Annotated in this window: 14 protein-coding genes; 4 read left to right on the top strand and 10 right to left on the bottom strand. The window is 75.8% G+C overall.

Annotated elements, in window-relative coordinates; translation table 11 throughout:
• Window positions 1–6 precede the first annotated feature (6 nt).
• Window positions 7–1,308: an aromatic ring-hydroxylating oxygenase subunit alpha gene (locus tag KDL28_RS30360; protein WP_252444159.1), complete on the top strand. Its 1,302-nt coding sequence runs from the start codon at window positions 7–9 to the stop codon at window positions 1,306–1,308.
• A gap of 50 nt (window positions 1,309–1,358) precedes the next feature.
• Here the strand turns inward: KDL28_RS30360 and KDL28_RS30355 are convergent, their stop codons facing one another.
• The 5 genes from KDL28_RS30355 to KDL28_RS30335 form a co-directional block, all read right to left on the bottom strand.
• Entirely contained in the window at window positions 1,359–2,591 is a 1,233-nt protein-coding gene (locus KDL28_RS30355; protein WP_252444158.1) for an RNA polymerase sigma factor, read from the bottom strand.
• 2 nt (window positions 2,592–2,593) lie between these two features.
• Window positions 2,594–2,947, bottom strand: coding sequence for a YciI family protein (locus tag KDL28_RS30350; protein WP_252444157.1), 354 nt, complete (start codon window positions 2,945–2,947; stop codon window positions 2,594–2,596).
• Between the two features lie 49 nt (window positions 2,948–2,996).
• Window positions 2,997–3,872: a helix-turn-helix domain-containing protein gene (locus KDL28_RS30345; protein WP_252444156.1), complete on the bottom strand. Its 876-nt coding sequence runs from the start codon at window positions 3,870–3,872 to the stop codon at window positions 2,997–2,999.
• 9 nt (window positions 3,873–3,881) lie between these two features.
• The gene (locus KDL28_RS30340; RefSeq protein WP_252444155.1) at window positions 3,882–4,718 is read right to left on the bottom strand and encodes an alpha/beta fold hydrolase; all 837 of its coding nucleotides are present in this window, start codon (window positions 4,716–4,718) and stop codon (window positions 3,882–3,884) included.
• A 97-nt stretch (window positions 4,719–4,815) separates the two neighbouring features.
• Window positions 4,816–5,178 carry a TraR/DksA family transcriptional regulator gene (locus KDL28_RS30335; protein WP_252444154.1) on the bottom strand — a complete coding sequence of 121 codons (363 nt, stop codon included), beginning with the start codon at window positions 5,176–5,178 and terminating at the stop codon, window positions 4,816–4,818.
• Between the two features lie 222 nt (window positions 5,179–5,400).
• Between KDL28_RS30335 and KDL28_RS30330 the strand changes: the two genes are divergently transcribed.
• Entirely contained in the window at window positions 5,401–5,793 is a 393-nt protein-coding gene (locus KDL28_RS30330; protein WP_252444153.1) for a DUF4870 domain-containing protein, read from the top strand.
• 27 nt (window positions 5,794–5,820) lie between these two features.
• On the opposite strand, the gene KDL28_RS30325 is transcribed toward KDL28_RS30330, so the two are convergent.
• Together KDL28_RS30325 and KDL28_RS30320 are read right to left on the bottom strand one after the other, a co-directional pair.
• Window positions 5,821–7,533, bottom strand: coding sequence for an ABC transporter ATP-binding protein (locus tag KDL28_RS30325; RefSeq protein ID WP_252444152.1), 1,713 nt, complete (start codon window positions 7,531–7,533; stop codon window positions 5,821–5,823).
• Entirely contained in the window at window positions 7,530–9,395 is a 1,866-nt protein-coding gene (locus tag KDL28_RS30320; protein ID WP_252444151.1) for an ABC transporter ATP-binding protein, read from the bottom strand. Before KDL28_RS30320 ends, KDL28_RS30325 begins: the two co-directional genes overlap by 4 nt.
• Before the next feature lie 91 nt (window positions 9,396–9,486).
• On the opposite strand from KDL28_RS30320, the gene KDL28_RS30315 reads away from it, so the two are divergent.
• Window positions 9,487–10,212 carry a TetR/AcrR family transcriptional regulator gene (locus tag KDL28_RS30315; protein WP_252444150.1) on the top strand — a complete coding sequence of 242 codons (726 nt, stop codon included), beginning with the start codon at window positions 9,487–9,489 and terminating at the stop codon, window positions 10,210–10,212.
• A 136-nt stretch (window positions 10,213–10,348) separates the two neighbouring features.
• On the top strand, window positions 10,349–12,112 hold the full coding sequence (locus KDL28_RS30310) for a serine/threonine-protein kinase (RefSeq protein ID WP_252444149.1): 1,764 nt from the start codon (window positions 10,349–10,351) through the stop codon (window positions 12,110–12,112).
• A gap of 13 nt (window positions 12,113–12,125) precedes the next feature.
• Here the strand turns inward: KDL28_RS30310 and KDL28_RS30305 are convergent, their stop codons facing one another.
• From KDL28_RS30305 to KDL28_RS30295, 3 genes are read right to left on the bottom strand one after another with little or no spacing between them, the layout of a single operon-like run.
• The gene (locus KDL28_RS30305) at window positions 12,126–12,908 is read right to left on the bottom strand and encodes an amino acid ABC transporter ATP-binding protein (protein WP_372497114.1); all 783 of its coding nucleotides are present in this window, start codon (window positions 12,906–12,908) and stop codon (window positions 12,126–12,128) included.
• The gene (locus KDL28_RS30300; RefSeq protein ID WP_252444148.1) at window positions 12,905–13,750 is read right to left on the bottom strand and encodes an amino acid ABC transporter permease; all 846 of its coding nucleotides are present in this window, start codon (window positions 13,748–13,750) and stop codon (window positions 12,905–12,907) included. Before KDL28_RS30300 ends, KDL28_RS30305 begins: the two co-directional genes overlap by 4 nt.
• Window positions 13,747–14,607 (bottom strand): ABC transporter substrate-binding protein, encoded by an 861-nt coding sequence (locus tag KDL28_RS30295; protein WP_252444147.1) that lies wholly within the window; start codon window positions 14,605–14,607, stop codon window positions 13,747–13,749. The genes KDL28_RS30300 and KDL28_RS30295 overlap by 4 nt, the downstream gene beginning before the upstream one ends.
• Window positions 14,608–14,634: the final 27 nt, after the last annotated feature.

Here is a 14,634-nt window from a genome sequence, read left to right as displayed (position 1 = left end):
ACCGCGATGACCGCCGACCCGCACGCCGCCCTGCCCGCCCGCCCCGTCGACCCCGCGCGCTTCACCGACGAGTCCACCTACCGCGCCACCCGCCTGCCGGTGGAGCTGTCGTCCACCCTGATCCCCGACGCGTACACCTCGCCGGAGTTCTTCGTCCTCGAACGGGAGAAGGTCTTCGCCGCGGGCTGGGTCGCCGTCGGGTTCGCCGCCGACGTCGACCGGCCCGGCGCCTGCGTCGTCGTCGAGGTCGCCGGCCGCTCGGTCATCGTCACCCGCAACCGCGACGGCGTGCTGCGCGGCTTCCACAACGTGTGCCGCCACCGGGCGACCAGGCTGCTCGACCCGCAGGCCCGCGAGGTGGGCAGGCACGGCCGGATCCGCTGCCCGTACCACAGCTGGACCTACGACACCGACGGCACGTGCCTGGGGACGCCGCTGTTCGAGGGCTCCGACATCCCCGCGGGCCAGGAGCCGGTCTTCGACACCTCGGTGGCCAAGGGCTTCGACCGCGCCGACTTCGGCCTGCTCCCGGTCGCCGTCGACACCTGGGGCTTCCTCCTGTTCGTCAACCTCGCCGCCGACCCCGCCCCGCTGGCCACCCAGCTCGGCGACCTCCCGCGGCGCTTCGCCGACTACCGCCTCGAGCAGTGGGTGCCGCGGCGCAGGCGCACCTACGACGTCGCCGCGAACCACAAGCTCGTCGGCGAGAACTTCATGGAGTACTACCACCTGCCCTGGGTGCACCCGGAGCTCAGCCGGGTCTCCCGGTTCTCCGACCACTACCGCTGGCAGGGACCGGGCATGTACACCGGCATGTGCACCACACCGGTGTCGCGCGACTCCGAGGCGGGCGGCTGGGACGGGCTGCGCCCGCTCAGCTCGCTCGGCGGGCCGGACGCCGAGAGCGGGCGCTTCGTCTGGCTGTTCCCCAGCACCGCGCTGTCCGTCCTGCCCAACCACGCGTTCGTGCTGCTCAACCGGCCCGTCGCGGCGAACCGCACGGTGGAGACCGCGGTCCTGCTCACCCATCCCGAGTCCGCCGACGACCCGTCCGCCGAGGACGGGCTCGACGAGCTGGAGAAGTTCTGGGACCTGGTCAACCGCCAGGACCTGGAGATCGTCGAGCGCGTCCAGCAGGGCATCGAGGACCCGGCCTACCGGGGCGGGCGGATGTGCTTCCGGTTCGAGGAACCGCTGCACCGGTTCCAGAACATGATCATCGACCGGCTGGTCGGCCTCGATCGCGTCCCCGACGGCGACCCCGACGACGGGGCCACCACGACCCGCATGTTCCCGAACCCGGCGTGAGCCGGTTCCCCGGGCGGGCGCAGGACCGGAGGACGAGCGGTGCGCCCGCGTCAGGCCCCGCGGACCTCGTCCGCGGCCCGCCGCAGGAACGCGCGCTCGGCCTCGCCCCCGGCGAGCGGGAGCGCGGTCTCGTAGGCCGCGACGGCCTCGTCGCGGCGCCCGAGGCGGCGCAGCAGGTCCGCCCGGACGGCGTGGAACAGGTGGTGGCGCGCCAGGCCGTCGATCGCGTCGACGAGCGCGAGCGCCGGCGCGGGCCCGCGCACCTCGGCGACGGCCACCGCCCGGTGCAGCGCCACGACCGGCGTCGGGGTGTGGGCGAGGAGCTGGTCGTAGAGCGCGAGGATCTGCGCCCAGTCGGTGTCGGCGGCGGTCGGGGCGTCGCTGTGCACGGCGTTGATGGCCGCCTGGATCTGGTAGGGCCCCGGCTGGTCGCGGCGCAGGCAGCGCCGGACGAGCTGCTGGCCCTCGGCGACGAGTGCGGCGTCCCAGCGCGACCGGTCCTGGTCGGGCAGCCGCACGAGCTCGCCCTCCGGGGTCGTCCGCGCCGGGCGGCGCGCGTGGATGAGCAGCATGAGCGCGAGCAGGCCGGTGGCCTCCGGCTCGTCGGGCATGAGCTCGGTGAGCAGGCGGGCCAGCCGGATCGCCTCGGCGCACAGGTCCTCGCGCACCAGGCTCGCCCCGGAGCTGGCGGCGTAGCCCTCGTTGAAGATCAGGTACACGACGGCGAGGACGGCGCGCAGCCGCTCGGGCAGGTCGGCGTCGCGGGGCACCCGGTACGGGATGCCGGCGTCGCGGATCTTGCCCTTCGCCCGCGAGATCCGCTGGGCCATCGTGGCCTCGGGGACCAGGAAGGCGTGCGCGATCTCGGTCGTGGTCAGCCCGCCCAGCAGCCGCAGCGTCAGCGCCACGCGCGCGGCCGGGGCCAGCGCCGGGTGGCAGCAGGTGAAGATCAGTCGCAGCCGGTCGTCCCGCACGGGACCCACCTCCGGTGGCTCGGTCGGCGCGTGCAGCAGCAGCGCCTGGGCGTGCCGGTCGTCGCGCCCGGCCTCGCGTCGCCTGCGGTCGATCGCCCGGTTGCGCGCGGTGGTCACGATCCAGCCCTGCGGGCTGGGCGGCAGCCCGGTCCGCGGCCAGCGCCGGACGGCCTCGGCGAACGCGTCCTGCACCGCCTCCTCGGCGAGGTCGATGTCGCCGAGGAGGCGGACGAGGACGGCGACCGTCCGGCCGTACTCCGCGCGGAACACGCGCGCGACGCCCTCGGCGTCGACGACCGGACCGGGCACCGTCAGCGCACCGCGTCGCCCGCGAGCGGGCGCACCTCGACGGGCAGCGTCGTGATGCGGGTCATCTCCGAGGCCCACGCGAGGGCGGCGTCCAGGTCGGGCGACTCGACGACCGTGAACCCGCCGAGGTGCTCCTTGCCCTCGGTGAACGGGCCGTCGGTGGTCAGCACCTCGTCGCCCTTGGCCCGCACGACGGTCGCCGTGCTCGCCGGGTGCAGACCGGCGGTGAACACCCACGCCCCCTCGGCCTTCATCCGATCCTGCAGCGCGCCGAGCTCCCGCATGATCCGATCCATGTCGATGTCGGCGGGCGGCGCGCCGTCGGCCTGGTACACGCTGAGCAGGTAGCTGGTCATCCCGGTCTCCCTGGTGGTCCGGGCCGGCCCTGCGCCGGCCTCGCACCACCTACACGAACGGCTCGGGCGGCTTTCGACAGCTCCGGCTCGGCGGAGCCGGCCACGCCACGTCGTCGATCGCGAGCCACGGCGCGGCGGCCACCGCCGCGGGCGTGAGCCCGGCGAACTCCCTCACCTCGCGGTGCAGGTGGGACTGGTCGACGTAACCGCTCTCCACGGCGACGTCGACGGCGGCGCGGCCGGCGGCGAGCAGGTGGGCGGCGTGGTCGAACCGGACCAGGCGGGCGGCGCGCTTGGGGGTGACGCCGAGCTGGGACCGGAAGCGCGACCACAGCCGCTGGCGGCTCCAGCCGACCTCGCCGGCCAGGCCGTCGACCCGCACCCGCCCCCGGCCGGCGAGCGTGCGCCGCCAGGTGTGCGCCACCTCCGGGTCGACGGGTGGGTGGGCGGCGAGACGGCGACCGAGAAGTTCCGCGGCCAGCGCGAACCGTTCGTCCCACGACGCGGCGGTGCGCAGCGCGGCCTCGGCGCGCGCGGCACCGCGGCCCCAGACGTCGGCGAAGGGCAGCACGGCCCCGGTGAGGTCGGTCGACGCGCGGAGCACCGCGGCCGCCACCGCGGGCTCCAACCGGATCTGGAGGCACTCGCCGGCGCCCCGGGCGGTCGCGTGGAGATCGCCGGGGAGGAGTCCGACGACGACGCTGCCGCTCTCGCGCCCGCCTGCGGTGGCGCAGACCAGGCCGCCGCCCTCGGTCAGGTCCAGGAGCAGGGTGACCGACGGGTGCGCGACCATGGCGATGTCCACGGGCGCGGGGGCGCGGTGGTGGAACCCGGCCATGCCGACGCCCGGCAGCCGGGCCGACGGGCGCGGGACGGCGACGTCCACCGCCGCCCAGTCGAGGGGTGGCGCCCCGGTCGCGAGCACGGGACCAGCCTAGGCCCGGGGCCGGACGACCGGGGTGTCGGCGGACCGGTCGGTGAAGCCCAGCAGCAGCTCGCAGACCGCCTCCGGCGCCTCGAACATGGGGACGTGCCCGACCCCGGGCAGCAGCTCGACCCGCGCGCCCGGCACGGCGTCGTAGTCGTGGGCCGAGGACGGCTCCCAGCGGGGGTCGGCGGCGCCGAAGACCACCAGCAGCGGGATCCCGAGCGGGGCGAGGCGCTCTGGCACGCTCCGCTCGCCGAGGTAGGCGGTGTTGCACCGCAGCACCGCCCGGAGCGCGCGGTGCGTCGTGCCGTGCAGTTCGGCGACGACGTCGTCGGGGATCTCCACCGGGCGGGCGCACGTCGCGCTGATCCCCTTGCGGATCATCGCGTCCGAGCGCACCGCCCAGAGCAGCGGACCCAGCGGTGGCGCCAGCAGGGCCCGCAGGATGAGCGGCTGCGGGCGGAACGCGGCGAGTCCCGGTCCGCAGCTGATCAGCGCGAGCGACCCGACCATGTCCGGGCGCTGCTCGGCGAGCGCGGTGGCGACGTAGCCCCCGCTGGAGTGGGTGACCGCGGTGACGGAGCGCAGGCCGAGGTCGTCGAGCACCGCCGCCACCCTCTCCGCCTGCACCGGCACGTCGTACGGCGGCGCGGGCGGCGACTGGCCGCAGCCCGGCAGGTCGACGCGGACGACGTGGTGGCGCTCGGCGAGCGCCGGCACCACCGGCCCCCACGACCCGCCCGCGGCCCCCGACCCGTGCACGAGCAGCAGTGGCGGCGCCTGCCGCGGTCCGTCGTGGACGACGCGCATCCCGTGCCGCTGCTCGACGTGGTGCTCACCCATGCCCGAGACGGTGCCCGCGCCGGCGGCCCCCGGTCTTGGACGAATGTCGTCGAGCGGTGCGGGGCCTGGCTCGGGCGTCGTACCGCTGGACGGCGGGTCAGCGCGGGGAGCGCCGCCGCGCCCCCGCGCAGGCGATGCAGGTCTCGGCGGCGGGCAGGGCCTCCAACCGCGCCGGGCCGATGTCGCCCCCGCACCGGACGCAGCGGCCGTAGGTGCCTGCGGCCAGCCGGTCCACCGCCCGGTCGAGCGCGGCCAGGTCGCGGTGGGCGCCGGCCAACAGCCCCTGCAGCTGCGCGCGTTGGACGGCGACGGTCACGCCCTCGGGGTCGTGCTCGTCGTCGTGGGTCGCCAGGGCCTGCTGCTCGGCCAGCCACGCGAGCTGCCGTTCCAGCCCGGCGATGCTCTCCGCGGTCTCCGCGCGTTCCGCGGCGAGCAGCGCGGAGACGTCCGGCCCGTCCACGGGTGGGGAACGGCCGGGCACCGGCGGTGGTTCCGCCCCGCCGTCGCCCCGTTCGACTCCGTGGGCCCCGGCCGCGCGGGCGGATTCCGCGCCCGGCCACCCGAATGGGCTCAGGGCTGACCCCGATCTGCATCCCGGAAGCCCTGAACCTGCTCCTACCTGGGCACAAGCCGGCGGCACCGGACGTTGTACGAGTCGTAGCACCCGTGAAGGAGAGCAACGATGTCCTCGTCCCACCCGTACCCGCCCGACCCCGGCACCGCCCCGACCGCGAGCCGCGGCCCGGCGATCCTGGCCCACCTGTCGGCGCCGATCGCGGCGCTGGTCAGCGCCGGGTGGCTGAGCCTGCTCGGACCGCTGATCGTGTGGGCGGTCAGGAAGGACGACCCGTACACCCGGCGGGCCGCCGCCGGGGCGTTCAACTTCAACCTGTCGTTCTGGCTGCTCTACGTGCTCAGCTGGGTGCTGATCTTCACGGTGATCGGCGCGGTCATCGGCATCCCGCTGATCGTCGTGCTGTTCCTGGTCTCCGCGTGGTGCCACATCAAGGGCGCCGTCCGCGCGGCCAACGGCGAGCCCTACGACTACCCCTTCCAGATCCGCGTGCTGTCCTGACGCCCGTAGCGGCACCGTGAGCGCGATTCACTCCGCCGACGGCGCCATGGCGATCTCCCAGTACTCGGAGTAGGGACCGCCGCCGCGCAGCAGCTCGTCGTGGCCGCCCGACTCCACGATCCGGCCGCCGTCCAGGAAGACGACGCGGTCGGCGTGCCGGGCGGTCCGCGGCCGGTGGGTCACCATCACCACCGTCCGGCCCGCCACCAGGCGCTCGATGCCCTCGTGGACGGCCACCTCGTTCACCGGGTCCAACGCCGAGGTCACCTCGTCCAGCAGGACGACGGGCGCGTCCTTCAGCAGCGCCCGCGCGATCGAGACGCGCTGGCGCTCGCCGCCCGACAGCAGCGCACCGCCCTCGCCGACGTTCGTCGCCCACCCGTCGGGCAGCCGCTCGACGACCTCGTCCAGGCGGGCCGCCGTCGCGGCCGCCCGCAGGGCGGCGTCGTCGGCGTCGGGGCGGCCCAGGCGCACGTTCTCCTCGATGGTGCCGTCGAAGAGGTACACGTGCTGGAAGACGATGGCGATCCGGGCCGCCAGGTCCTCGGTGCTCATCGCGCGCACGTCCACGCCGCCCATCCGCACCGCCCCCGACGTCACGTCGTGGAAGCGCGCGAGCAGGTGCAGCAGCGTGCTCTTGCCCGCGCCCGACGGGCCGACGACGGCGAGCCGCTGCCCGTCCGGCACGGTCAACGACAGGCCCTCGATCACCGTGCGGTCGCCGTGGCCGAAGGTGGCGCGGTCGAACTCCAGGTCGTGGCGGTCGGGCCGGACCGGGTCGGGGACCTGGGGCAGCGGCTCGGCGCGCAGCACCGCGTCCAGGCCGACCAGCGCGGAGCGCGCGCCGCGCAGCCTGCCGCCGATCTCCGCCAGCGACAGCAGCGGGTCGGCGCAGCGGGCCGCGAGCACCAGGACGGCCAGGACCTCGGGTGCGCCGATCGCCCCGCCCAGCGCGAGGTGGGCGCCCAGCACCAGCAGGGCGGTGAACAGCACCTGCACCGTGAGCGCCAGCCCCAGCGCCCCGGGCAGCGCCGAGAGCGTGGAGCGGCGGGAGGCGCGCTGGACCTCGCGCAGCGAGTCGTCGAGCAGCCCGAATCGCTCTGCGGTCCGCCCGCCCGCCCGCAGCACCGGCTGGGCCTGGAGGTACTCGACGACCCGCCCGGTGGACTCCCGGTCGCGATCGGCGCGCGCCGCGTCGGCGGCCGCGGTGGCGCGGCCCGCCCAGACCTGGATCGCCGCCACGACCGGCGCCGCGGCCGCCGCGGCCAGCCCCATCCGCCAGTCGACGGCGAGCATCACCGCGACGATCGTCAGCGGCGTCACCGCGGCCGAGACGAACGGCGCCAGCAGGTGCGCGATCACGCTCATGGCCTGCATGACCCCGCGCCCGGCCAGCACCGACACCTCCCCGACGCGGCCCTCGTCGTACCAGCCGACCGGCAGCCGGGCCAGGTGGTCGCCGAGCCGGTCGTAGGCGCCGCGCAGCAGCGTGGTCCCGACCCGGAAGCCGGCCAGGTCGCTGAGGTAGCGCAGCACCGCGTAGCCGGCGACGGCCGCCCCGAACGCGGACACCCACGGCCAGGCGTCCGCGGGCGCGCCCCCGAGCAGCGCCCGCAGCAGCGGGACCAGCAGCGCGTAGGAAAGGCCCTCGACGACGGCGGTCACCGTCATCAGGGCGACCGTGCGGCGGACCGGGCGGGCGTGCTCGTGCCCCAGCACGCGCAGCAGCAGGCGGATCATCGGGTCACGTCCTCTCGCGACTCGTCGACGAGCGCCGATCGGTGGGAGCGCCAGAGCGCGGCGAACCTGCCGTCCCGCGCCAGCAGCTCGTCCGGGCTGCCGCGCTCGGCGACCACCCCGTCCTCCAGCACGACGACGGTGTCGGCGTCGGCGACGGTCTCCAGCCGGTGGGCGATCACCAGCACCGTCCGGTCCGCCGAGGGCGCCAGCACCCGGCGCACCGCCCGCTCGGTCCACGGGTCGGCGAAGGCGGTCGCCTCGTCGAGCACGAGGACCGGCGCGTCGGCGAGCAGGGCGCGGGCGATCGAGATCCGCTGCGCCTCCCCACCGGACAGCCCGGCGTCGACCCCGATCACCGACTCGTACCCGCGGGGCATCCGGACGACCCGGTCGTGGATGCGCGCGGCCCGGGCGGCGCGGACCACGTCGTCGGGATCGGCGTGCGGCACCGCCAGCGCGATGTTCTCCGCCACCGACGCCCGCAGCAGCCGGACGTCCTGGAACACGAACGACACCGTCCGGTGCAGCTCCCGGGCGTCGATCTCGCGCAGGTCGACCCCACCCAGGAGGACCGAGCCGCCGGTCGGGTCGAAGAACCGCGGCAGCAGCGCGACCAGCGTCGACTTCCCACCGCCCGACGGCCCGACGACGGCGGTGAGAGTCCCCGGCTCGAGCACCAGGTCGATCCCGCGCAGGACCTCGCTGCCGGTGTCGCTGCCGGTGTCGCTGCCGGTGTCGCTGCCGGTGTCGCTGCCGGTGTCGCTGCCGGTGTCGCTGCCGGTGTCGCTGCCCGTGCCGTAGCCGAACCGGACGCCGCGCAGCTCCACCCGGTGCCCCCGCGGGGCGACCGGGCGGACCGGCTCGGGCAGCGGCGGCACGTCGAGGACGTCCCGGATCCGGCCGAGGGCGCGGCGGGCGGCCTGCAGGTCGTCGAAGCCGTGGCCCAGCGCCGCGACCGGAGCGGTCAGCCCCAGCCCGAGCAGCAGGAAGGGCAGCAGGTCGGCCGGGGCCATGGCGCCGTGGGTGATCAGGGCCGTGCCGCCGGTGAGCACGACCAGCAGCACGAACGGCGGCGACAGCGCCAGCTGCATCCCCGCGGCGATGCCGGAGATGCCGCGCACCCAGCGCAGGAAGGCGTCGACGAACCCGTCCACGGCGGTGCGGAACCGGCGGTGGGCGCGCCCGGCGCCGCCGAACGCCTTGACCACCGCGATGCCCTGCACGAACTCCACGACCGCGCTCGCGATCCGGCCCATGGCCGCGTCGAACTCCTCCTGCTCGCGCAGCCGCGACGGGGTCATCATCAGCGGCACCAGCGCCACCGCCAGCGCCACCGGGGCCAGCGTGACCAGCGTGAGCCGCCAGTCGACGGCGACCAGGTAGACCAGCGACACCAGCGGTACCGCGAACGCGGACACCAGCTCGCCGGGGGCGTGGGCGATGACCGGGTGCACGGCGCTCACGTCCTCCCCCACGACCTTGGCCAGCTCGCCGGTGCGGCGCCGGGAGAACCAGCCGAGCGGGACGCGCCCCAGGTGGGCGGCCAGCCGCCGGCGGAACGCCAGCTGCACGCGGTCGTCCAGGGCGTGCCCGATCCCGGCGGACGCGGCGGTGAGCAGCAGCCGGACGAGCAGCCCGGCCGCCCCGACGGCCACGACCGCCCAGACCCGGCCGTGGTCGACGGGCCCGGTCCGGAGCAGGACCCGCCCCAGCTCGACGACCGCCAGCAGCGGCGCCAGACCCGCGACGGCCCCGACGACCTGCAGGACCAGCACGGCGCTGAACCCGGCGACGTGCGGGCGCAGCAGCCCGGTCAGGCCCGCCCCGCCCGCGCCCGTGGACTCGGATGAGTTTTGGTACATGTATGAAAAGTAACCACGAGCCGCTCGTCCTGTCGAGCGCATAGCCGGTACCCGCTCGCGGAGCGCCGTGACGGGAGAGCACGATGGGGCCGTGACCCGCCCCGACGCCCCACCCGGCCGCACGGGTCGACCGCCGCGGACCTCCCGCGCGCAGATCCTGGCGGCGGCCCGCCGGATCCTGGAGCGGGACGGCTGGGAGAAGCTGACGATCCGCCGCCTCGCCGCCGAGGCCGGGGTCGCGACGATGACGCTCTACCACCACGTGCGGGACCGCGAGGACCTGCTGATCCAGCTGATCAACGAGCTCGCCGACCAGCTCCCGCCGCCCGACCTGTCCGGCGACCCGCGCGATCGCATCGTCGCGGCCGCCACCTCGATGCACGACGCCCTCGCCGCCTGGCCGTGGGCCGCCGAGGTGCTCACCACCGACGGCTTCCTCAGCCGCCTCGGCGAGTCGGCGCTGCGGGTGGTCGAGGCCATCGTGGCCGGGGCCGTCGACCACGGGTGCACGCCCGCCCAGGCCGTCCACGTCTACCGCAGCATCTGGTACTACACGGTCGGCGAGATACTCGTGCGCGCCAACTCCCGCCACCGCCGTGCGGGCGACGGCCGGCCGGCCGAGGGCGCCACCCTGTTCAGCGGCCCCGACCCGTCCCTCGGCGACCTCGACCCGTCCCACCAGCCGCACCTGGCCGCCATCGGCGACCGGTGGGGCGTGCTCGCCGCGCAGGACACCTACCCAGAGGGGCTCCGGGCGTTCGTCGACGGACTGCTCGCCCGGGCCGGGTCGCCCGAACCCGGCGGACCCGCGCCCTGATCGTCGCGGCCCGCGGCGCCGTAGGCTCCGGGTGGGGCCGTGCGACGGCCGTTGGGCATGCTGGGGTCGACGGGGCGACACGAACGTATCGAGAGGGGGCGGGGGGCCTGCCGGGGGCGGGCACCCCGGACTGCCGGTGCCGGATCAGCGGAGTGCAGCCGCCGCGGGCTGGGTCGGCCACGTGCTGGCCGGGCACCGCATCGACGCGCTCATCGGCGAGGGCGGGATGGGGGTCGTCTACCGGGCGACCCACCTGCAGCTGCGGCGCACGGTCGCCCTCAAGGTGCTGCCGCCCTCGCTCGCCGCCGACCACGAGTACCGGCGCCGGTTCGAGCGGGAGGCGGCCATCGCCGCCAGCCTGGAGCACCCCAACGTCGTCCCGATCTACGACGCGGGGCACGCGAACGGCATCCTCTACCTGTCGATGCGGTTCGTCGACGGGGAGGACCTCGGCGCCGTGCTCCAGCGCGAGGGCAGGCTCGGCGTCGAGCGGGTGTGCGCGCTGCTCGGGCCGGTGGCCGACGCCCTCGACGCCGTGCACGAGGCCGGGCTGGTGCACCGCGACGTCAAGCCGGGCAACGTGCTGATCGCGCGGTCGCAGCGGCCGCGCGGCGGCGAGCAGGTGTACCTGTGCGACTTCGGCATCGCCAAGGGGGCGGCCGCGGGCAGCGACATCACCTCGGCCGGTCAGGTCTTCGGCACGCTGCAGTACTCCTCCCCGGAGCAGATCGAGGGCCGGTGGCTGGACGGGCGCTCGGACCAGTACGGGCTGGCCTGCCTGGCGTTCCGCTGCCTCACCGGCCAGGTGCCCTACCCCCGCCCGGAGACGGCCGCGGTGATCTACGCCCACCTCGCGGCCGACCCGCCGCGGCTGAACCAGCACCGCCCGGACCTGCCCGCCGCCGCGGACGCCGCCATCGCGCGGGCCACGGCGAAGCACCCCGACCGCCGGTTCGCCAGCTGCGCGGCCTTCGTCGCCGCGCTGCGCGCCGCCGTACCGGCGCTGCCCCGCCCGCGGCCGGGCCCGCCGCACCCGACGCCGACCCCGCGGCCCCGCCCGGTCCGGCAGGAGAACCCGCCGGACGGGCGCCACCGGCCGCTGCGCCCGACGCTGCCGCTCCCGGAGCAGCGCGAGTCCGAGGAGCCGACCCGCAGGGTCGAGCGGGGCGAGCCGGTCGAGGCGCCGGTCGACCCGCCCGTCGAGGCGCCGGTGGACGCGCCGGTCGACGCGCCGGTTTCGGCGAACGAGCCCGCGCCGGAGCCCGCGCCGGGCCCGGGGGCGGTGCCCCCGCCGGTCGACGTGCGCGCCGAGCGCGACGCCGACGACCGGTCCTCCATCAACGTCACCTGGACGGCGGGCGGCGAGCAGGAGGTCGAGTACAAGATCACCCGGCGGACGCCGGACGGCCGGTCGCAGGTCGTCGGGCGCACCCGCTCGACGAGCATCGTCGACGGCGCCGTCCCGCCCGGCAGCGAGATCCCGGTCTACGAGGTCGTCGCCCGGCTCGGACCGGTGGCCTCCGAGCTGGTGCGCTCGTCGGTGCCCACCGCCGCCTCCCCCGCGGACGACCCGGCACCGGACGCACCGCCGGGCGGCATCCCCGCCGTGCAGCACCTCACCGCGTCCACCGCGGGCGCGCTCGTCTTCGTCTGGCCGCCGGGGGTGACCGAGGCGATGGTCGTGGTCCGCAAGGACCGTCCGCCGCAGTCCCCCGACGACCCGGCCGCCACCGCCTGGAAGATCACCAACATGCGGTACCAGATCGACGGCGGCCTGCTGCTCCCCGCCTCCGTCGACCGGCCCTGCCACGTCGCCGTGGCGTCGTGCAAGCGCGAGGGCGGCGCGCTGGTCGTGGCCCCGGCGTTCGACCCGACCGCGCGCGCCGTCGTCGGCCCCTGACGCGCCGCCGCGCTCAGATCGGCCGGTCCGCCGCCACCACCCGGGCGAGGAACCGCTTGGTGCGCTCCTGCACCGGATCGCCGAGGACCTGCTCGGGCGGGCCGGATTCGAGCACCCGGCCGCCGTCGAGGAAGCACACGCGGTCGGACACCTGCCTGGCGAAGCCCATCTCGTGCGTGGACATGAGGATGGTCATGCCGCCCTCGGCGAGCTCCTTGACGATCGCCAGCACCTCGCCGACCAGCTCCGGGTCGAGCGCGGCGGTGATCTCGTCGAGCAGCAGCAGCCGGGGGCGCACGGCGAGCGCACGGGCGATGGCGACCCGCTGCTGCTGGCCGCCGGAGAGCCGGTCGGGGTAGGCCCCGGCGAAGGCGCCCAGGCCGACGCGCTCCAGCAGCTCGCGGGCGCGCTCCTCGGCCCCGCCCGCCGGTACTCCGTGCACCACGCGCGGCGCGAGCGCCACGTTCTGCGCCGCGGTCATGTGCGGGAACAGGTTGTAGCCCTGGAACACGATCGCCATCCGCCGCTGGGCGGCGGCGGTGTCGGCGCGCGGGTCGGACACGTCGACCCCGTCGAGCAGGATCTGCCCGTCGTCGACCTCCTCCAGCAGGTCCACGCAGCGCAGCAGCGTCGACTTGCCCGACCCCGACGCCCCGATCAGCGTCACGACCTGGTGCTCGGCCACGGCGAGGTCGACCCCGGCGAGCACGGTCGCGTCGCCGTAGTGCTTGACGAGGTCGCGGACCTCCAGCACGACGCTGCCGGGCCGGGTCGACGGGTCCGCGGGCTCGCTCACACCGCCCCCTGGCGCCGGGCCGCGCGCGCCGACAGCGCGTCGGCGATCCGCCCCGTCGGCACCGCCAGCAGCACGAACAGCAGCGCCGCGACGACGTACGGGGTGAAGTTGAACGAGTTGGCCTGCGCGATCTGCGCGGCGCGCACGGCGTCGACGGCACCCAGCACCGAGATCAGCCCCACGTCCTTCTGCAGGGCCACGAAGTCGTTGAGCAGCGGCGGCAGCACCCGGCGGACCGCCTGCGGGAGCACCACCAGCCGCATCGACTGCCGGTGGGTGAGCCCGAGCGACCGCGCCGCCATCCGCTGCGACGGGTGCACCGACTCGATGCCGGCGCGGAAGACCTCCGACACGTACGCCGAGTACACCAGGATCAGCGTGACCGTGCCCAGGACGGCGGCGTCGGTGGGCACTCCCTGCAGCCGCAGCCCCGGCACCCCGAAGCCGATCAGGTACAGCGCGATGATCAGCGGGATGCCGCGGAACAGGTCCACGTAGCCGATGGCCAGCGCGCGGACCGGGAAGAACACCGGCCCGCGCAGCGTGCGCAGCACCGCAAGCGCCAGCCCCAGCACCAGGATGCCGATCTCCGCCGCGACCAGGACCCGGACGTTGAGCCACAGCCCGGCCAGCACCGCGGGCAGCGACTCCCACGCCGTCGCCGGGTCGAAGAACGTCGCCCGCACCCGCGGCCAGCCCGGCGAGCCGGTCACCCCGAGGACCAGCACCGCCGCGAAGACCAGCGTCGAGACGACCGCGATGAGCGTCGACCGCCGCGCCCGGGACCGGCGGAAGGCGGCGCGCTCCAGCGCCAGCGGGCTGGGCGCGAGCCGGTCGGTCACCTCAGTTCGGGTGCCGACCCGGCCGACGCCAACCACTGCGCCTCCAGCTGCGCGAGCGTGCCCGCGTCGCGCAGCCGGTCGACGGCCTGGGAGACGCACCCGGTGAGCGGGCTGCCGAGGTCCAGCACCGCGCCGAACTGCTCGGGCGTGCCGCCGCCCAGCGGCAGCTGCCCGACGATCGTGCCGTTGTCCAGCTCGGCGGAGGTGATGTAGAAGGCGGTGGGCAGGTCGACGACCAGCGCGTCGATCTGCCCGTTGGTCAGCGCGAGCTTGGCGTCGTCGTTGGTGTTGAACACCGCGGGCCCCGCCGCGGGGGCGATCTGCTCGCTGACCGCCTCCAGGCTGGTCGTGCCGACCTGCGCCCCCACCCGCAGCTCCTTGAGCTGCGCGATGGTCGTCGCGGCGGCCGCCGGCGTGCCCTCCAGCGCGATCACGGCCTGCTTGACGTCGTAGTACGGCGAGGAGAAGTCGACGGCCCGCCTGCGCTCCTCGGTGATCGAGAACTCGGTCAGGTTGACGTCGTAGGTCTTCGGCCCGGGCTGGATCGCGGCGTTGAACGGCACCCGGACCCAGGTGACCCGGTCGCGCGCGTAGCCGAGCTCCTCGGCGATCGCGTAGGCGACCGCGCCCTCGAACCCCTCACCGGAGGCCGGGTCGTCGTCGAGGTACCACGGCGGGTAGACGGGCTGGTCGGTGCCGAACGTCAGCGTCCCGTCGGTGAGGGTGGGCAGCGCGCCCGGCTCGCAGGTCGCCTGCGCGTCGGTGGGGGTGGTCTCGGCGGGGGCGCAGCCGGCCGCCGCGGCCAGCGGCACCAGCAGCGCCGCGACCGCGAGCAGGCGCCGGAACGAGGAGGTCACCGCAGGGATTGTGGCCCGTCCGGCCCC

The sequence above is a fragment of the Pseudonocardia humida genome, from assembly GCF_023898865.1.
In the GTDB taxonomy this organism is placed as follows: domain Bacteria; phylum Actinomycetota; class Actinomycetes; order Mycobacteriales; family Pseudonocardiaceae; genus Pseudonocardia; species Pseudonocardia humida.
This window is presented reverse-complemented; position numbering and strand designations above follow the sequence as displayed.